This window comes from Clostridium sp. CTA-7, assembly GCF_054768095.1.
On the sequence record NZ_BAAAAV010000001.1, the window covers coordinates 446,724 to 467,265 of the forward strand.

A 20,542-nucleotide genomic window follows, 5' to 3' on the forward strand; every position below is an offset into this window, starting at 1 on the left:
TAATAGAAATACTGCATTATTAAAAGTGCAGTATTTTTTGTTAGTAAAGTATAAAAGTTTAAAGTTTCAAAAATTTGATTATATAAGGATTTTAGTAATTTAATGTGAAAGAGTAGAGTTGTTTTATAGTTTTCTTATATTCAGTTTGTAAGTGGACATATGTAAGTTTGCGTTGACTTGGAGCGGAGCGACGGAATAAGCAAACTTACATATGTCCACTTTTTTGAGTGAAAGACAGGGAAATATCATATTTAGGTAACTTTAAGCTAAGATACGGAATAAGCAAAATACTATTTATTATATAATTAAGGTTTTTTTAAGGAATAATAAAGTTTAATATTAAGATATTTTAACTACAATATAGATAAATAGTTAGAGTAAAAAATTAAAAGAATTCTTCTTTTATGTTAAACTAATTTTAGAAGTAGAGAGGAGTGGATTTTTTTGAGTAAAGAAAGAATTTTAATAGTTGATGATGAAAAGGAAATTAGAGATTTAATAGATATATATTTAAAGGGTGAAGGATATGACACAATAAAAGCAGAAAATGGTGAGGAAGCATTAAATATGCTTGGAAACAATGATGTGGATTTAATAATTCTAGATATAATGATGCCGAAGGTAAATGGGATAGAGGTTTGCTTAAAAATAAGAGAGGAAAGAGAAATGCCTATAATTATGCTTTCAGCTAAATCTGAGGATATGGATAAGATACTTGGTTTGAATACAGGAGCAGATGATTACTTAACAAAACCATTTAACCCACTAGAATTAGTTGCTAGAGTTAAATCACAACTAAGAAGATATAAAAGATTTAATAAAACTATAGTGAAAGAAGAGTTAAAGTTTGAAGAGGAAAATATTTTAGAAATTGATGATATAAGCATAAACTTAGAAACTCATGAGGTTTTTAAAGAAGGGGAAGAAATAAAGCTTACACCTACTGAATTTGATATATTAGTTTTACTTGGAGAAAATAGGGGGAAGGTATTTAGTATAGAAAATATATATAACAGTGTATGGAAGCAAGATTTTATGCAATCCGATAATACAGTTATGGTTCATATAAGAAAGGTAAGGGAAAAGATTGAGGAGGATCCTAGAAAGCCAAAATTTATAAAAACTGTATGGGGGGTAGGATATAAAATTGATAGGTAGAAAGAAAGAAGAGAAAAAAGAGAAAGTTAAAAAAGAAAGAGTAGGTTTAATAAGAGGAATAAGAAATCTTATAGTAAAAATTTTTTATAAATTCTACAACTCTAGAATAGGAATTAAAATTAAAGAATTATTAGAATGGATTTACAGAAGAATAGAAAAAAGTATAAGATTTGAGCTTATGGTTGTTTTTGCAATATGTTTTATATCTTCTTTTATGTTTTATGGATTTGCAAACAATATGCTATCTAAAAATAAAACAATAACAAGGCTTGAGTATGATATTGGAGAAGTTCAAGCAGAAGCAAACTCCATAGTTAGAGAATTAAGTGGTGACTATGGCGAAAAAGTAGAAGGATTAGATGATACTAAACACATAAATAATATATTACAACGTTATAATGGTGAAAAAACAAAAATATATATAACAGATTTAGATGGTAAAATATTATTTAAAGTAAATGGGGAATTTGAAGAAAAGGTAGATATATATGCAGTTATAGACAAAAGTAATTCTGTAAAAGATGACGGAAGTGAAAGGGTGTTTCTTTACCCTGTTACTATAGGAGGAGATAGAGCGTATCTTATATATTCAAAGATACCTACTCCATATATTTCGAATGATTACTATGTAGAGGAAAATTCATTTCTAGCCCTTGTATTATCAGTTATTATGTTTATATCTATATTCATAATAATAACAAATAAGAAAATGAAGTACATAGAAGAAATCGCATCAGGATTACGAGTTATATCAAATGGAGATTTATCATACAGAATAGAAGAAAGGGGAAAAGATGAAATAAAAAAACTAGCTGAAAATATAAATAATATGGCAGAAGAAATAGAAACTAGTATTGAAAGTGAAAGAAGAGCAGAAAAGACTAAAGGTGAACTTATAACAAATGTTTCACATGATTTAAGAACTCCATTAACATCTGTAATGGGATATATAGGTTTAGTGAAAGATGGAAAATATGAAGATGAAAACATGATGAAGGAATATCTAAATATAGCTTTTAATAAGTCAAATCAGCTTAAAGAGCTAATAGAGGATTTGTTTGAGTATACAAAGCTTAATAACAAAGGAATAGCTTTAGAAAAAACCAAAGTTAATATAGTAGAGTTTCTATCTCAAATTATAGAAGAATATATTCCTATATTTGAAGAAAATCAAATTGAGGTAGTAAAAAAATTTGTAGAGGAAAAAAGTATTGTAGAAATTGACGCAGGAAAGATGGTAAGAGTATTTGAGAACTTATTTTCAAATACAATTAAATACTCTTTTAAACCAGGAAATGTTATAGTATCTGCATATGAAAATAGTGGTTTTGTAAATATAGTAATAAGAAATAAGGGAGAAAATATTCCTAAGGAAAAGGTTGAAAGGCTATTTGATAGATTTTATAGAGTTGACGAAGCAAGAAATTCTAACACAAAGGGTAGTGGATTAGGACTTGCTATATCTAAGAATATAGTTGAACTTCATAATGGTAGTATATGGGCTGAGTGTGTTGGTAATGATGTAAGCTTCTTTATAAAGTTAAAATCAATTAGATAGTAAATAAAAGTAACCTTTAAGAAAGAAATTAATAAATTAATATAGAGATTATTTTTTTCTTGGAGGAGAAATGCAAAATAAAAATCCTAATAGTAGATTTGGAATAGACATAAATGAATATACACAAAGTGTTGATTTTCAAACTTTAGCAAAAACTATAGATTTTCTTTATGTAAGAGCATCAGGTTCAGGAGGAGGAAGCTTTAGAGTTGATAAGAAATTTTTAGAGTTTGCTAAAGCAGCTAGAAATTACGGAATACCAGTAGGAGCATATCATTATGCTTTACCTTCATATGATTTGACTACTGCAGATTCTCAATGTGATGATTTCATAAACATATTGCAAGAAGGTTTTGGTCAAAAGAACTATGGAGATTTATTTCCAGTATTAGATGTTGAAGCACCAATAGACAATAAAATAAGCACAAAAGCATTGATAGATTGGATAGAAAGATTTAGGAAAAGATTCGAAAAAAAAACTAGAAGAAGACTTATGCTATATACAGGAGCATTCTTTATAGAGCTTTATAATGATTTCAAACTACCTAATGGAACTCAACCACTTAAAACTATGCCTTTATGGATAGCTATGTATACACATGTGGAAATTAATCCAGATTATCCACCAAATTTAGGCGGATGGACTAGATGGAGAATTTGGCAATTTAGTGATAGACAAATTGTTAATGGAGTTGGAAACCCTGTTGATGCAAACTGGGGGCCTGATAGTGTAGATCTACTTATTCAGCCTAGGCAAGTAAGAGGATTAAATGCCATTAAAGAGGGAGGATTATTAAAGGTTTCTTGGATGAAGAATACTGATGTAGATTTACTAGGTTATAATATCTTTGAAAATGGATATTGGATTGGGACTGTAGATAAAGGTGATACTAGTTTTCAAATAAGACTATCAGAATTACCAGTTAAAACGACATCACCAGTTACCATAAGTATAGAAGCTTTTGATTATGATGGAGAGACCTCTCAAGTTAGGAGTAAGGTTACGGTATAGGGATATTTGAAATTAAAAAATAAAAATATTATAAGCCTGTAATGTTAAGTTAGTTTTAATATTATAGGCTTTTTTATTTTATAGCTTATTTAATAATAAAATGTCCACTTTTTTATTAAGTAGTTAATTTAAGTCAAAGATTTTATTTATATAAATATTTTAAATTTAACTATAGAATACAATACAATATTAATGATATATTATTATTGTATTTATAAATTAAAGTTCAATTTTCATAGTTTTATTAAGATTAATTAGGAAGGAGTGGGGAAATTGGAGAAAAAGGAAAAAAATAATAAAAAAGCATTATTTGTCAAAAATAAAAATACATTAATGTTTGCAGGAATTATAATAATAGTAATGATAATAGGAATTATAGGATATGCTTTTTCAGCTAATAATAGAGTAGCTTCATGGGAAAATAAAATCTATCCTGGAGTTAGTGTTTATGGTGTTGATTTAAGCGGTTTAAATAAAGAAGAAGCTATAAGCTTATTAAATGAAAAATTATCAGGTCTAATAATGGACAAGAAACTAGATGTTATAGTTGGAGACAAAAAAGTAGAATTATCTTATAAGGAAATACAACCTAAATATGATACCGAAGCTATTGCAGAAGAGGCTTTTAATTATGGAAAAAGTGAAGGTATGTTTTCTAAAAATTCACTTATTAGAAAGAAAAAGATTAATAATATAGATGCTAAGATTTCATATGATGAAGAAATTCTAAAAACTTTTGAGGATAAGGTTAAGTCTGAAGTTAATATAAATCCTAAGAATGCTAAAATAGAAATAAGTTCAGGCAACATAGTGATTACTCCAGAAGTTTCAGGAAAGAAAATAGATGAAAAAGAGCTTCATACTAAATTAGTTGAAAATATTAATGGAGATCCAACTAATATTGTTGAATTAACTTTTGAATTAAAAGAAGAAGAGGCAAAAGTAAAAGAAGATGATCTTAAGAAAATAACTGGCAAAATAAGTGGGTATAGCAATAGCTATAGGGATACAGGTGATGGAAGAGTAAGGAATATGCAAATTGCAGCAGAAACAGTTAATGGAACTATTGTTATGCCAGGAGAAGAGTTTAGTTATAATGCTTTAATCGGAGACACTACACCAGATAAAGGATATGAAAAGGCTAACACTTATGTAGGAAATAAGATAGTTCCTGATTATGGCGGAGGAATCTGTCAAGTATCAACTGCTTTGTATAGAGCGGCAATGAGAGCAAACCTAAGATCTACAGAAAGAGCAAATCATTCCTTAACGGTTTCATATTCAGAACCAGGATTAGATGCAACAGTTGCTTATGGATTTGTAGATTACAAATTTAAAAATTCATATGATTTTCCAATATATATACAAGGATATGTAGGGGGAGGATCAGTATCATTTAATATATATGGTAATGTTGAAGCTATGGAAGGAAAAACTTACGAACTAGTAAATGAAGTTCACGAAAAGTATAATCCTGAAGTAAAATATGAAAATGATTCTACTATGGATGAAGGTACTGAAAAAGTTGTTGTTAATGGGATGCCTGGATATAAGGCAAGTTCTTATCAAATAACATATAAAAATGGAGCTGAGATTTCAAGAGACTTTATAGCAACAGATATTTATTTAACAACTGATACTGTTATAAAAAAAGGAACAAAAAAGAAAGAAGTACCAAAGCAAAGTCCTACTGAAACACAAAAACCACAACAATAATATATAGAGAAAATAGAATGGCACAAAGAAATTGGCTATTCTATTTTTTTATAAATAATTAAATATTTTTTTAGGTTAAATAGGCATAATAAATCTTATCAATATGTTAAATTTATTGTTGAAGATTTAGTGTAATGATATTATAGTAATATAAAAGGTAAGTAAAGGAGTTTTTTATGGATTACAAAATGGTTTGTATTGATATGGATGGAACTTTACTTGGTAAGGGAAAAAAAGTATCTGAAGAAAGTAAAAAAGCAATAAAAGAAATTCATGATAAAGGAGTAGAAGTAGTAGTAACTACAGGTAGAATTTATAATAATGCAGAATACTATTCTAATCTTTTAGGAGTCGAATCACCTGTCATTGCGGCAAATGGAGCTATAGTTAGAGAAAAATATACAAATAAGGTTATATATGAAAATCCAATACAGACTGAAGAATGTATTAAATTAGTTGATATGTTATATAAGATGAAAATGTATTTTCATTTCTATACTTTAGATAGTATATATTGCAGTAATAATTTAACTCAATTAGCAACTAAGTTATATATGACAAAACAAGTAGGTGATGATAGCTTAAAAATAAATTATTACGTTATAAATAATATAGAGAAATGGAAGAGTTTTTTTAGGGAGAATAATGGCAAGATTACAAAATGTATAGCATTTTCATTAAACCCAGAAAAAATTAGCAAACTTAAAAATAGCCTAAATGAATTTGATCATATAGTGTATTTTGGAGCAGGAAGAAGAAGTGTAGAGATAAATAATAAAGGGGTTTCAAAAGGAAATGCAGTAAAAGTTTTAGCTGATTATTATGGATTTAAAAGAGAAGAAATTATATGTATTGGTGATAACGAAAATGACTTATCTATGATTGAATATGCAGGTGTTGGCATAGCTATGGGAAATGCTATAGAACCTGTAAAAAAAATAGCTGAGTACATAACTGATACAAATTTAGAAAATGGAGTTGCAAAAGCTATAAATAAATTTTTTGAACTTTAGATAAGAAAATATTTTGTTAATAAATACTAAATAACTTTGACTAATGTAGTTTCCTATAGTATCATTTTTTATATAGTTTTACTAAAGTAAGATGAATGCATCTTACTTTTTTAATCGGAGGTAAGAAAAATTGAATTTAAATATAGTTTTATACCAACCAGAAATACCACAAAATACAGGGAATATTGCAAGAACTTGTGTTTTAACAAATTCAACATTGCATTTAATCAAACCAATGGGATTTACAATAGATGATAAGCAAGTAAAGCGTGCTGGATTAGATTATTGGAGCGAGTTAAAGCTTGAAATTCATGAGAGTTATGAAGACTTTATGAAAAAATACGGAAATGAGAGAATATTTTTAGCTACAACGCATGGAGGGGTACATTATGATGAAGCTTCTTTTAAAGAAGGAGATTTTATAATGTTTGGAAGAGAATCCTCAGGCGTACCAGAAAGCGTACATAATAATCATGAAGGAATAAGAGTTCCTATGATTAAAACTAGCACTAGAAGTTTAAATCTTTCAAATACAGTTGCTATCATAGCTTATGAAGCATTAAGACAAATTGGTTTTCCTGGAATGAAGTAACTTTAGGGGGAATAAAAGTGGAAAAAATAAAAATATTAACAGATAGCTGTTTAGATCTTCCAGAAGAATTAATAAAAGAAAATAATATAGAAGTAATACCTGTTTTAATTAATTTTGGCGAAGAAAGCTACATTGATAGAGAAGAAATTAACTTAGAAGAAATGCAAGAAAAAATACAAAAAGATAAAGTTCTTCCAACAACAGCACAAATAACTCCAATCAGGTTTGAAGAATACTTTAAAAAAAGCTTAGATGAAGGATGTAAAGTGTTAGCAATACTTATGTCATCTAACATGAGTGGAACATATAATTCAGCTTGTATTGCAAGAGACATGTTAGAGACAGAAGATATAGTAATAGTTGATACACAAGTTATAACATCTGCTCAAGGATTTTTTGTATTAAAGGCTTGTGAGCTTAGAGATAAAGGTTTAAAAGCAGAAGAAATAAAAGAAGAACTTTTAAAAATCATACCTAAAATGAATGCTTCATTATGTTTTGAATCTCTTGAGAATCTAGTTAGAGGTGGAAGAATTTCAAAAACAGCAGGTGCAATAGGAACTGCTTTAGGGTTAAAAGTGATAATTGGATTCGAAGATGGAATGATGACATCAAAAGATAAAGTAAGAGGAAATAAAAAAGCTTTAAAAAAGATAATTTCTGATTATGAAACAAGCAATCCAGATAAAAGCGAACCTGTAATTTTAATAGAAATAGAAAGTCCAGAAATGAAAAGTGAGCTGAAAAAATATTTAGAAGAAAATAATATAAAATATATAGAAACAAAACCTGGATGTGCTGTTGGAATACACTCAGGTACAAGAGTAAGTGGATTATTCTTTTTAAGTAAGTAATATTTAAAATAACTAGTATTTTAAAAGTAATGCTTAAAGTTTTAATTCGAATAAAATTTTAATTAGTGCAATAATAAATTATTTTAAAATAATGTTTATATAAAGATAAGGAAAAATTCCTTATCTTTTTTGTTTTAAAGAAAGACAACCCGAATTTTTATATATTTATTGGGGTAAGCTAAAATAAAAAGGAAGGTGGTTACAGTGTATAAGAAAAAGATATTATTACTATCATTTACTATATATATTATATTTTCAATGTCAGGATGTCAGGCTCTTAATAGCTCAATAATAAATTTGGAAAAAGTTAAAGTTGCTTATGTTATAAATAAAGGATGTTTAGAAGATAAGGGATTAAATGAATTGGGGCTAGAAGGCGTAAACAAGGCTGCTACAGAACTTGGAGTTAAGATAACTACTATAGAAATAGATGAAAGTAATGAACAAAACTTTCAAAAAGAATTTATAAAAGCTACAAAGAGTAATGATTTAATAATTGTAGTTGGAGATGATTTTAATAATGTAGTAAATGAAGCTGCAACTAACTATAGAGATAAGAAGTTTATAGTAACATCAAATAGAATTAGAGAAAGTAATGTTCAAAATATAAGCTTTAGGTATGAAGAAGGTGGATTTTTAGCAGGAGTATTGGCAGGGAGAAAGAGCACAAATAAAGAAGTAGGTTATATTGCAATAAAAGACAGTGAACCAAATAAACAATTGTTATCAGGATATATGGCAGGAGTTAAAATAACTAACCCATCTGCATTATCCAAGCTATTATCAAGTGAAAATGTTAAGTATGTTGAAGATTGCACTAAAATAGATATAGCATATAATGAAGCTTTAAAACTTTATGGTAATGGTTGTGAAGTAATACTAACAGATGCTGGTAGAGCTTCTGAAGGGGTTTTTAAAGCAGCAAAGGAAAAAGGTAAGTATGTTATTAACATTGGAATGGATGCAAGAGAAGTATATAGTGATTATAGAGAAAATATATTAGGATCATTAAAGGTAAATTTTGATAAGGTGCTATATGAAAGTGTATCAGATGTAAAGAAGGGATTATTTAAGAGCGGTAAAGTTAATAAAATAAATGAAGGCTTAAAGGAAAATACTTTGGAAGTTATAATAAATGATGCTTTAATTGACATAAAAACCATAGATTTAATAAATACATATAAAAGTCAAGTAATTAAAGAAAAGATAGAGATTCCTAAGATAAAAGAAGAAGTGCTTGAATTTAAAGTTTAATAATGACTTGATATAACGTTTACTTAAGGTTTATACTAGTATTAAGGATTTATCTTTAATACTAGTATATTAAGTAAAAGTTATAGTTTTTTTGAATGAAGGTGTACTGTATGAAATTAGATTTTAATTTGAATCTCACGCAAGAACAAAAGTTAATAATGACTCAGCAAATGCAGTTATCTATAAAACTCTTACAAATGTCAACTTATGATTTAAGAGAGTATATAGAAAATGAATTTGTAGAAAATCCAATACTAGAAGGTGATTTTGATTTTGTCCAAGAAGACAAGGAGTATCAGGACAAAATTAATTACAAAGAAATGATAAAATACTTAGAATTTGATAATTATGGATCTCAAAGTTATGGAGAATATAATAAAGAAGATGATGTATCACCTTTTAATTTCATATGTGAAAAGGAATCTCTTACAGAATATTTGCACGAGCAGTTGTTAGAAAGTGATGAAGACGAATATAAAAAGGCTATAGTATCTTATATGATAGAAAATATAGATAGTAGAGGATATTTGGACATGCCTTTAGAATCCATATGTAAGGAGTTAAATATTTCAATTGTTTTAGGAGAAGAATCATTAGAAATACTTCAGGATTTGGAGCCAGATGGAATAGGAGCTAGAGATTTAAAAGAATGCTTAAAAATACAGCTAATTAAGATGGGAATTTTAGATGATAATTTAGAAATTATAATAGATGAGTATTTAGATTTAATTGCAGATAATAAATTTAATATTATAGCCAAGAATTTGAAAATAACTCCAAAAGAAGCTCAAGATTTAGGAGACATAATAAAGGGACTTGAACCTAAGCCTTCCAGAGGATTCTACACAGGAGATGAAGTTAAATTTATAATTCCTGATGCAGCTATTAGAAAAATAGATGGACAATACTTTGTTATAATGAATGATGGAGTTATACCAAGATTATCTATAAGTAATTTATATAAAAATATTATAAATAATAAAGAAGATAAAAATACAGAAAATTATGTAAAAGAAAAGTTAAGTAGTGCTATGTTTTTAATAAAGAGCATAGAACAAAGAAAAAGTACTTTGCTTAAAATATTAGAAAAGATAGTAGAAAAGCAAAGAGATTATTTTGATAAAGGTCAAAAATATTTAAAACCAATGACACTTAAGGAAATGGCAGAAGAGTTAGGTATACATGAATCTACTGTAAGTAGAGCTATAAAAGATAAATATATATTAACAAGTCTTGGTACTGTGAAAATTAAAGATTTATTTACTACAGGATTAAGTAAGTCAGAAGGTGACGGTGAGGATGTCGCTGTAGTTAACATTAAAAAGCAAATAAAAGAAATGATAGATATTGAAAATAAAAAGAAACCTTTATCAGATCAAATAATATGTGACGAACTTAATAAAAGAAATTTGAATATCTCAAGAAGAACGGTGGCAAAATATAGAGAAGAGATGGAAATAAAATCATCAAGCAAAAGAAAAAGAATAGAATAAATATTAAATTATAAAGAAAAAATAGTAATAGAGAGGTTGGCTATATATTATAATAAGTTGAATTTAAAGGTCAGCCTCTCTCTTATGAACCATTTGTGTAAAATAAGAACTTTAATGGAACATATGAATACAGAATGCTAAAAATTTGTAAAACTTTTAGAAAAGTTTAAAGAAAGTACTTTTAAATTTCAAAGAAGTGTTTTATAATAATAAATGTGGGACATATATATTATATGTGGGACTTTTTTAGACCAAAGGAGGGTTGGAAGTGCAGGAAATATTGTCTTTACAGAAAAAAATAGTTCCTGAACTTGTAGAAGTCCTAGAGAAAAGATATAACATACTTAGGACTATATATTACAATCAGCCTATCGGAAGACGTGTTTTAGCCAATCAGTTAGATCTTGGAGAAAGAATAGTAAGAACTGAAATAAGTTTTTTAAAATCACAAAATCTAATAGAAATAAACACTCCAGGAATGACAGTAACTGAAGAGGGACAAGAGGTAGTAGATAAACTTAAAGATTTTATACATGAAATTAAAGGATTATCTGATATTGAAGAAAACATAAAGGCCTTCCTTGGCTTAAGAGATGTAATAATTGTTCCTGGTGATGTAGAAATGAACCCTATAATTTTAAAAGAACTTGGTAAAGCTACAGCAAATTATCTAAAATCAATTATTAAAGATAATAATATAATAGCTATAACCGGGGGCAACACTATTAAAGAGTTTGTAGAAGCATTACCTAAGATAAATAATATTTCAAATATTCTCGTAGTTCCAGCAAGAGGAGGTATGGGAAGAAAAGTTGAAATACAAGCAAGTACATTAGCAGCATCCTTAGCACAAAAGCTAAATGGCGCTTATAAGTTGCTTCATATTCCAGAAAACCTTAGTTTAGAACTTTTAGATACTTTACTAAAGGAAAAAGAAATAAAAGAAGTAATAGATAATATTCATAAAGCAGATATTTTAATATATGGAATAGGGGATGCTTTAGTTATGGCTGAGAAGAGAGATGTTTTAGAGGAAGAACTTTATAAACTTAAATTTCTTGGAGCTGTAGGAGAGGCATTTGGATGTTACTTTAACAAAGATTCTAAGGTGGTTTCAGAAAATACTTCAATTGGAATAAATATTAATGAAGCAAGAAAAATTAACACACATATTGCAGTAGCAGCTGGGGAAAATAAAGTTGACGCTATTATTGCAACTATGATGAGAAACAATAATGCAGTGTTAGTAACGGATGAAGCAGCTGGTAGAAAAATCGTAGAATTTATCAAGGAACAAACTAAATAAGCTTAAAATTTTAAAAATTTTAAATATAACTATTTTTAGGAGGTAATTGCAAATGGTAAATGTAGCAATTAATGGTTTTGGAAGAATAGGAAGATTAGCATTAAGATTAATGATTGAAAACCCAGAATTCAACGTGGTAGCAATCAATGACTTAACAGATGCTAAAACTTTAGCTCACTTATTCAAGTATGACTCAGCACAAGGTAGATTTAACGGAGAAATCGAAGTTAAAGAAGGTGCTTTCGTAGTTAATGGAAAAGAAATAAAAGTAACAGCTGAAAGAAATCCAGCTGACCTACCATGGGCAGCATTAAATGTTGATGTAGTTTTAGAATGTACTGGATTCTTCACTTCTCAAGAAAAGGCTGGATTACACTTACAAGCTGGAGCTAAGAAAGTAGTTATATCAGCTCCTGCAACTGGTGATATTAAAACAGTTGTATTCAACACTAACCAAGAAATATTAGATGGTACTGAAACAGTTATTTCAGGTGCTTCATGTACTACAAACTGTTTAGCTCCAATGGCTAAAGTATTAAATGATAAGTTCGTAATCCAAAAAGGATTTATGACAACTATTCACGCTTACACTAACGACCAAAACACTTTAGATGGTCCTCACGCTAAGGGTGATTTAAGAAGAGCTAGAGCTGCTGCTGCTAACATAGTTCCAAACTCAACTGGAGCTGCTAAAGCAATCGGATTAGTTATTCCTGAATTAAAAGGAAAATTAGATGGAGGCGCTCAAAGAGTTCCTGTTATAACTGGTTCATTAACTGAATTAGTATGTACTTTAGACAAGAAAGTAACAGCTCAAGAAATCAATGAAGCTATGAAAGCTGCTGCAAATGAATCATTCGGTTATACTGAAGAAGAATTAGTATCAGGAGATATCATCGGAATCAGCTTTGGTTCATTATTTGATGCTACTCAAACAAAGGTTATGGAAGTTAACGGAGAACAATTAGTTAAAGTTGCTTCTTGGTACGACAATGAAATGTCATACACTAACCAATTAATCAGAACTTTAAAGTACTTCGTAACTAGATAATTAAATAGTTAAGTTTATACTTATAAAGAACATATTGTTGGTCTGGTTTTATAGTAAAATCTATGAGGCCAGACCAATTTTAAATTAAGCAGAGGTTGAAAATCTTTGATTTTTACTATTAATGCTTACTATTATGAATGAAATGAACAAGAGTTTCATTAAAAATAAATTTAAGAGGTGAAATCAATGAGCTTTAATAAGAAAACTATAGAAGATATAGCTGTTAAAGGTAAAAAGGTTTTAGTAAGATGTGACTTCAATGTGCCATTAAAAGATGGTGTTATAACAGATGAAAATAGATTAAATGGTGCATTACCAACAATTAAATATTTAATAGATAATGGTGCAAGAGTTATACTTTGCTCACACTTAGGAAAAGATGCATCAAAATCATTAGCTCCAGTTGCTAAAAGATTAAGCGAAATGCTAAATCAAGAAGTTGTATTTGCAAGAGATGAAGAAGTTGTAGGAGAAAATGCTAGAGCTGCTGTTGCAAACATGAAAGATGGAGATGTTGTATTATTAGAGAATACAAGATGCAGAAAAGAAGAAACTAAGAATATCGAAGAATTCTCAAAAGAATTAGCTTCATTAGCTGATATATTTGTAAATGATGCTTTTGGTACAGCTCACAGAGCACACTGCTCAACAGTTGGAGTTACTGAATTCTTAGATACAGCTGTATGTGGATACTTAATTCAAAAAGAATTAAAATTCTTAGGAGAAGCTGTAAATAATCCAGTTAGACCATTTGTTGCTATATTAGGTGGAGCTAAGGTTTCAGATAAAATAGCTGTTATAAACAACTTATTAGAAAAAGTTGATACACTAATAATTGGTGGAGGAATGGCTTACACATTCTTAAAAGCTCAAGGATATGAAGTAGGGTCATCATTAGTAGAAGCTGATAGAATTGAATATGCTAAAGAAATGATAGAAAAGGCAGCTTCTAAAGGAGTTAACTTCTTATTACCAGTTGACCACAGAGTTGCTGCAGAATTCAAAGATGTTGAACCTGTAATAACAGAAGATCAAAACATTCCAGCAGGAAGTATGGGATTAGATATCGGACCTAAAACAGAAACTATATACGCTGATGCAATTAAAGATGCTAAAACAGTTATATGGAACGGACCAATGGGAGTATTCGAATTCGAAAACTTCAACAAAGGAACAATTGCAGTTGCTAAAGCTATGGCAGATGCAGATGCTACAACAGTTATTGGTGGAGGAGACTCAGCTGCTGCTGTTAATATCTTAGGATTTGGAGATAAAATGACTCACATATCAACAGGTGGTGGAGCTTCTCTAGAATTCTTAGAAGGTAAAGCATTACCAGGAATAGAAGCTTTAAACAACAAATAAGCTTTAAAGAATTTGAATTTTTGATTTAAATATTAAAACTTATTTTTTTAGTACTCCTATGAACTTATGTTAATAGGAGTTTCTTAAAAATTTATAAACAATAAATCTGCAATATATATTGCAATTTTATATCAAATTATATGAGGTGATTTTAAATGAGAAAAGCAATAATAGCTGGAAACTGGAAAATGCATTATACTCCAGCAGAGGCTGTAAAAGTTATAGAAGAATTAAAACCATTAGTAAAGAATGCTACATGTGATGTAGTAGTATGTCCAACTTTTGTTTGTTTAGATGCTGTATTAAAAGCAGTAGAAGGATCAAACATCAAAGTTGCAGCTCAAAACATGCACTTTGAAGAAAAGGGTGCTTTCACAGGAGAAGTTGCTCCAGGAATGTTAGAAGCTATGGGAATTAGCTATGTTGTTTTAGGACACAGTGAAAGAAGAGAATACTTTAATGAAACTGATGAAGCTTTAAACAAAAAAGTTAAGGCTGCATTTGCACATAACTTAACTCCAATACTTTGTTGTGGAGAAAGCTTAGAGCAAAGAGAAAATGGAACAACTAATGAAGTTGTTGGAGCTCAAATTAAAGCTGATTTAGAAGGATTATCAAAGGAATTAGCAGAAAAAGTAGTTATTGCTTACGAACCAATCTGGGCAATAGGAACTGGTAAAACAGCTACTAACGAACAAGCTAATGAAACAATAATGGCAATAAGAAATGTTGTTGTAGAAATGTTTGGAAAAGAAGTTGCTGATAAAGTAAGAATACAATACGGTGGATCAGTTAAGCCAAATACAATTAAAGACCAAATGGCTATGTCAGACATAGATGGTGCTTTAGTTGGTGGAGCTAGCTTAGTTGCATCTGATTTTTCACAAATAGTTAATTTCTAAGAAAATCTCAATATAAATTTCTAAATAACCTTGTAGGAAATAATAAATTTTCTATAAGGTTATTTTTACTTTATAGGAAATTATATTATTGAAATCTGTGTATAAATTATTTATAGAATATAAGTTATTAAAGTTAGTCCTATAGAGTAAAAAATAGAATAAAGTGCGCGTGCAAGATTTTTATAAGGCAAGCTTCGGGCACTGAAAAGTATACTCTCCATTAACCAAATATAAAATTTGTAGTGTCATTTAAATGCACATTCGCGAAAAAAGTCGACAACTCAGTAAGCTCACATTGTCGACTTTTTTATTTTAATTTTACTAATGAGAAAGATAATAATAATTTAAATAGTATATCTTATAGAAAATGAAGTGAAAAATGTTTATAAATGATAAGAATTGACGAGAAAATAGTCACTTAAGGGAAAAATTTGGAATAAGAATAATTTATATATTATCTTATCTATTATAGGGGAAAATAGATAAATATAGGGAAAAATAGATAAAAAATGAAAAAGGAAAATATTTGTAAAACGATTTCTGTAAGAGTATAATGTACCTGTATGATAAATACGACATAACTTTATGATAGCAAAGAAGGTGTGTTTATGATTAATGTTAGTATTTATAATACTTCCTAAAAGAAAGGGTGTATTAATATTATTAAATGTATTAGAGAATTTCGGGGGAACAAATGGGAGAGAAAGTTGGAATGAAAAAATCCTTATCCTTGTGGAATTTTTTTACTATAGGATTTGGAGCAATTATAGGAACTGGATGGGTATTACTTGTTGGCGATTGGATGAAAATAGGTGGCGGTCCTGTACCAGCAATGATAGCTTTCATGATTGGAGCTATTTTTTTATTGCCTATAGGAGCTGTTTTTGGTGAATTAACTTCAGCTATACCAATTTCAGGTGGCATAGTTGAATATGTATCAAGAACTTGTGGTGACAAATTATCTTACTTTACAGGATGGTTTTTAGTGTTAGGAAATGCAATATTATGTCCTTGGGAAGCTATTGCAATTTCAACATTGATAGGAGAGTTTATACCATCGTTAAATGTTATTCCATTATATGAGATTATGGGGGCAACAGTATATCTTCCACCATTAATAATCTCATTAATTTTTGCAGGGTATGTTATTTACCTTAATTTTAAAGGCGCTTCATCAGCGGCTAAGTTACAAGGATTTTTGGCGAAGTTGTTATTAGGTGGAATGCTTATTGCTATGGGAATTTCCTTATTTAAAGGAGGGCCATCAAACATTTTACCAATATATGATGGAACAATATCAGGTGCTGGAGAAGGATCTAGTATATGGATGGGGATATTACCGGTCCTTGTAATGACACCATTTTTTTATGCTGGATTTGATACCATCCCTCAACAAGCAGAGGAAGCTTCTGAGGGATTAGATTGGAATAAATTCGGCAAAGTAATAACTTTAGCTTTATTAGCAGCAGGGGTATTTTATGTGATATGTATATATTCTTTTGGTTCTATTGTTAAATGGCAAGAATTCATAACACATAGTATACCAGCTCTAACGATATTGTCAGTAATAGGACTAGGATTATTTTATAAAATAATGATGGTTATTGCGGTAATGGGACCATTAGGACCAATGAATTCCTTTTTTGCAGCTTCAAGTAGAATACTACTTGCTATGGGCAGAAAGGAACAATTACCAAGTAAGTTTGCAAAGATAGATGAGAAAACTGGAACACCTAAAGTGGCTAACGTATTAATGGCAATTTTAACAATAACAGGTCCTTTTTTAGGTAAAAATATGTTAGTTCCATTAACTAATGTTAGTTCATTAGCATTTATTTTTGCTTGTTTTATGGCAAGTGTAGCATGCTTAAGAATGAGAAAGACAGAACCAAATTTGAAAAGACCATATAAGGTTCCAGGGGGAAAGGTTGGTATTTATGCCGCTTGTTTAACTGCGTTAATCATAATTGCATTATTAGTTCTTCCAATGAGTCCAGCATCCTTAAATAAGGTTGAATGGAGCATAGTTATTATATGGCTTTTATTAGGAATGATTTTTATGGCTGCAAGAAAGAAGAACGTTTACGTTGGTAAGAAAGAAGAATTTTAAGAAATAAATAATTGAATAAGAATGGGTAGGAGGTTTTTATGAGTAAAGTAGCTTTTTTAGGAGGATTATTAATAGATTGTACAGGGGCAGAAGCAATTAAAGATTCTTTGGTATTAGTAGAAGATAAAAAAATAAAATATGCAGGGGAAAAAATAGAATTTGATGATTCATATGAAGTGGTGAATATTAGTGGAAAAACAATAATGCCAGGATTAATAGATTCACATCTTCACTTTAGTGGTAATTTATCAGATAATGATAATGAGTGGGTTTTAGAGCATCCTATTCAAAAAACAGTAGTAGCTGTGGCTCAAGCCAAAGAGGCTTTAGAGCATGGATTAACTTCTGTAGGAGAAATTTCAAGATCAGGTATCCATATACGTAATATGATAGAAAAGGGAATAATTCCAGGGCCACGTGTTGTAACAACTGGACTAGGTTTCTGTAGAACTGCAGGACATGGGGATTCTCACAATCTTCCATGGGAATATAATAATGAGTCACATCCATGGGCAGAGCGTGTTGATGGACCTTGGGAGTTAAGGAGAGCTATTCGTCATAGAATTAGAGAAAATCCAGATGCAGTTAAAATATGGTCAACTGGTGGTGGAATCTGGAGATTAGATGCTAAGGCAGATTCTCATTATTCAATGGAAGAAATACAAGCTGTAGTTGATGAATGTAATATGGTTGGACTACCAGTATGGTCTCATGCTGAAGGTTATCAAGGAGCTTTAGATTCATGTAAGGCTGGAGTAAGTGCGATAATACATGGACAAGAATTAAATGAAGAATGCTTAGAAATAATGAAAGAAAAGGATATAACATTCTGTCCAACATATCAATTCTTCACTGAATGGTTTACTGTGTACGAGCCACCATATAGACCAATACATGATAACTTCCCAGGAGATACAGTGGCAGAAAAAGAATTAAATAGAATAACAAGTAATTTATTAAATGCTAATAAGAAGGGCATTCGTATTACTGTAGGTTCAGACTCTTTCTGTAGTTCATTAACTCCATATGGAAAGTATGCAATTACTGAAATGTATGCATTAAATAAAGCTGGATTGACTGAAAAAGAAGTTCTTTTAGCTGCTACAAAAAATGGAGCAGAAATGCTTAGAATAGATAAGATTACAGGAACTATTGAGGAAGGAAAGTATGCAGATATAATTGTTCTTAAAGGAAATCCTTTAGAAGACATACGTGAGGTAGATGCTGACAAAATGGACGTAATTATGAAAGAAGGACAGTTTGTAAAGAGAAATATTTAATAAATATTTATAAAGAATTAGTATCAAAATAACTTCTGATACTAATTAACAAAAAAGGAGAATTCATATTTGAATTCTCCTTTTTTATGAATTGTTTGAAAATTTATTAAAATTATTTTCTTGCAAAGGTTTACTGAAATAGGTGTTTTATTGTTTATATAGTATAAATATAGTATAATAAAGTTGAATTTAAAGAAAGATAATATTAGATTATTGTCAAATATAGATTTTTTAAAAAATTTGGAGGGAATTATGGCGAAGAAACCTGTAATGTTAATGATATTAGATGGATTTGGAATTGCTCCAAAATCAGATGGAAATGCTGTTGAAACAGCAAAGAAAGTAAATTTTGATGGACTAATAGAAAAATATCCACACACTCAATTACAAGCTAGTGGATTACATGTTGGATTACCAGATGGACAAATGGGAAACTCTGAAGTTGGTCATTTAAATATAGGTGCAGGAAGAATTATATATCAAGAATTAACAAGAATAACTAAAGAGATTAATGAAGGTGGATTCTTTACAAATGAAGCGTTAAATCTTGCAATTAAAAATGCAAAAGAAAATAATTCAGCACTTCATTTAATGGGATTGTTATCAGATGGCGGAGTTCATTCACACATAGATCACTTAAAGGGATTATTACAATTAGCTAAAGATTCTGAGTTACAAAATGTATATGTTCACTGCTTTATGGATGGAAGAGATGTTCCACCATCATCAGGAAAAGAATTTATAGTAGAGCTTGAAAATTACATGAAAGAAATTGGTGTAGGTAAGATAGCGACTATTGCAGGTAGATATTATGCAATGGATAGAGATAACAGATGGGAGAGAGTTGAACTTGCTTATAATGCAATGGTATTAGGAAGAGGGGAAGTAGCCTCATCAGCTGTAGAAGCTATTGAAAGATCATACCATGATAATAAAACAGATGAGTTTGTATTACCCGCAGTTATAGATTCAAATGGAATGATTAAGAATAAGGACTCAGTAATATTCTTTAACTTTAGACCAGATAGAGCTAGAGAAATAACTAGAGCTATAAATGATAAAGAATTTAATGGATTCAAGAGAGAAGCTTTAAACTTAACATTTGTAACTATGACTCAATACGACAAGACTTTAGAAGGTGTTAATGTTGCATATAGAGCAGAAGGTATCAACAATACTTTAGGAGAATATGTATCAAGCAAGGGATTAAACCAATTAAGAATTGCAGAAACTGAAAAGTATGCTCACGTTACATTCTTCTTTAATGGTGGAGTAGAAAAAGAAAACCCAGGTGAAGATAGAGCTCTTATAGCATCACCTAAGGTTGCAACTTATGATTTAAAACCTGAAATGAGTGCTTACGAAGTAACAGAAGAATTAATTAATAGATTAGATCAAGATAAGTATGACATGGTTATATTAAACTATGCTAACCCAGATATGGTTGGACATACAGGAGTAATGGATGCAGCTGTTAAAGCAATAGAAGTTGTAGATGAGTGTTTAGGAAAGATTGCAAATAAAGTTTTAGAAAAGGACGGAACTTTATTTATAACTGCTGACCACGGTAATGCTGAAACTATGATAGATTTCTCAACAGGAAATCCATTTACAGCACATACAACAGATCCAGTTCCATTTGTATGGATATCAAATCATACAGAAGGAAGAACTTTACAAGAAGGAAAGCTTGCTGATATAGCTCCAACTATGCTAAATGTAATGGGACTTGATGTGCCAACAGAAATGACTGGAAAATCATTAATAATAAATAAATAATTTTAAAATAAGATTACGTTAGAGTGGTAAAAGAGTAAGGATATTAATCCTTACTCTTTTATATTTCATAAAATTAACAAAATAAGTATTTTGAATATC

General features: G+C 29.6%; 16 protein-coding genes. All 16 read left to right on the forward strand.

Features of this window, described 5'->3' with window-relative positions; all coding sequences use genetic code 11:
- Window positions 1–444 precede the first annotated feature (444 nt).
- Window positions 445–1,158, forward strand: a complete 714-nt coding sequence (locus ACYUEX_RS01950; protein WP_460286326.1) for a response regulator transcription factor — start codon at window positions 445–447, stop codon at window positions 1,156–1,158.
- Window positions 1,148–2,716 (forward strand): sensor histidine kinase, encoded by a 1,569-nt coding sequence (locus ACYUEX_RS01955; protein WP_460286327.1) that lies wholly within the window; start codon window positions 1,148–1,150, stop codon window positions 2,714–2,716. The genes ACYUEX_RS01950 and ACYUEX_RS01955 overlap by 11 nt, the downstream gene beginning before the upstream one ends.
- A 70-nt stretch (window positions 2,717–2,786) precedes the next feature.
- Window positions 2,787–3,728 (forward strand): glycoside hydrolase family 25 protein, encoded by a 942-nt coding sequence (locus tag ACYUEX_RS01960; RefSeq protein WP_460286328.1) that lies wholly within the window; start codon window positions 2,787–2,789, stop codon window positions 3,726–3,728.
- 273 nt (window positions 3,729–4,001) lie between these two features.
- Window positions 4,002–5,444, forward strand: coding sequence for a VanW family protein (locus ACYUEX_RS01965; protein ID WP_460286329.1), 1,443 nt, complete (start codon window positions 4,002–4,004; stop codon window positions 5,442–5,444).
- A 176-nt stretch (window positions 5,445–5,620) separates the two neighbouring features.
- Window positions 5,621–6,457 carry a Cof-type HAD-IIB family hydrolase gene (locus tag ACYUEX_RS01970; protein ID WP_460286330.1) on the forward strand — a complete coding sequence of 279 codons (837 nt, stop codon included), beginning with the start codon at window positions 5,621–5,623 and terminating at the stop codon, window positions 6,455–6,457.
- Window positions 6,458–6,587: 130 nt separating this feature from the next.
- Complete coding sequence (locus tag ACYUEX_RS01975; protein ID WP_411170014.1) at window positions 6,588–7,049, forward strand: tRNA (cytidine(34)-2'-O)-methyltransferase; 462 nt, start codon at window positions 6,588–6,590, stop codon at window positions 7,047–7,049.
- 17 nt (window positions 7,050–7,066) lie between these two features.
- Window positions 7,067–7,903 carry a DegV family protein gene (locus ACYUEX_RS01980; protein ID WP_460286331.1) on the forward strand — a complete coding sequence of 279 codons (837 nt, stop codon included), beginning with the start codon at window positions 7,067–7,069 and terminating at the stop codon, window positions 7,901–7,903.
- Between the two features lie 204 nt (window positions 7,904–8,107).
- Window positions 8,108–9,157 carry a BMP family lipoprotein gene (locus tag ACYUEX_RS01985; protein ID WP_460286332.1) on the forward strand — a complete coding sequence of 350 codons (1,050 nt, stop codon included), beginning with the start codon at window positions 8,108–8,110 and terminating at the stop codon, window positions 9,155–9,157.
- A gap of 110 nt (window positions 9,158–9,267) precedes the next feature.
- Window positions 9,268–10,650, forward strand: coding sequence for an RNA polymerase factor sigma-54 (gene rpoN, locus ACYUEX_RS01990; RefSeq protein ID WP_460286333.1), 1,383 nt, complete (start codon window positions 9,268–9,270; stop codon window positions 10,648–10,650).
- Window positions 10,651–10,918: 268 nt separating this feature from the next.
- The gene (locus tag ACYUEX_RS01995; protein WP_411170018.1) at window positions 10,919–11,956 is read left to right on the forward strand and encodes a sugar-binding transcriptional regulator; all 1,038 of its coding nucleotides are present in this window, start codon (window positions 10,919–10,921) and stop codon (window positions 11,954–11,956) included.
- 52 nt (window positions 11,957–12,008) lie between these two features.
- Window positions 12,009–13,007, forward strand: coding sequence for a type I glyceraldehyde-3-phosphate dehydrogenase (gap, locus tag ACYUEX_RS02000; RefSeq protein WP_460286334.1), 999 nt, complete (start codon window positions 12,009–12,011; stop codon window positions 13,005–13,007).
- A 186-nt stretch (window positions 13,008–13,193) separates the two neighbouring features.
- Window positions 13,194–14,372, forward strand: a complete 1,179-nt coding sequence (locus ACYUEX_RS02005) for a phosphoglycerate kinase (protein WP_460286335.1) — start codon at window positions 13,194–13,196, stop codon at window positions 14,370–14,372.
- A gap of 155 nt (window positions 14,373–14,527) precedes the next feature.
- Complete coding sequence (gene tpiA, locus ACYUEX_RS02010; protein ID WP_460286336.1) at window positions 14,528–15,274, forward strand: triose-phosphate isomerase; 747 nt, start codon at window positions 14,528–14,530, stop codon at window positions 15,272–15,274.
- A gap of 694 nt (window positions 15,275–15,968) precedes the next feature.
- Window positions 15,969–17,384: an APC family permease gene (locus ACYUEX_RS02015; RefSeq protein WP_460286337.1), complete on the forward strand. Its 1,416-nt coding sequence runs from the start codon at window positions 15,969–15,971 to the stop codon at window positions 17,382–17,384.
- A 38-nt stretch (window positions 17,385–17,422) separates the two neighbouring features.
- Window positions 17,423–18,664 carry a metal-dependent hydrolase family protein gene (locus tag ACYUEX_RS02020; protein WP_460286338.1) on the forward strand — a complete coding sequence of 414 codons (1,242 nt, stop codon included), beginning with the start codon at window positions 17,423–17,425 and terminating at the stop codon, window positions 18,662–18,664.
- Between the two features lie 252 nt (window positions 18,665–18,916).
- On the forward strand, window positions 18,917–20,443 hold the full coding sequence (gpmI, locus tag ACYUEX_RS02025) for a 2,3-bisphosphoglycerate-independent phosphoglycerate mutase (protein ID WP_460286339.1): 1,527 nt from the start codon (window positions 18,917–18,919) through the stop codon (window positions 20,441–20,443).
- The last annotated feature ends 99 nt before the right edge of the window (window positions 20,444–20,542 follow it).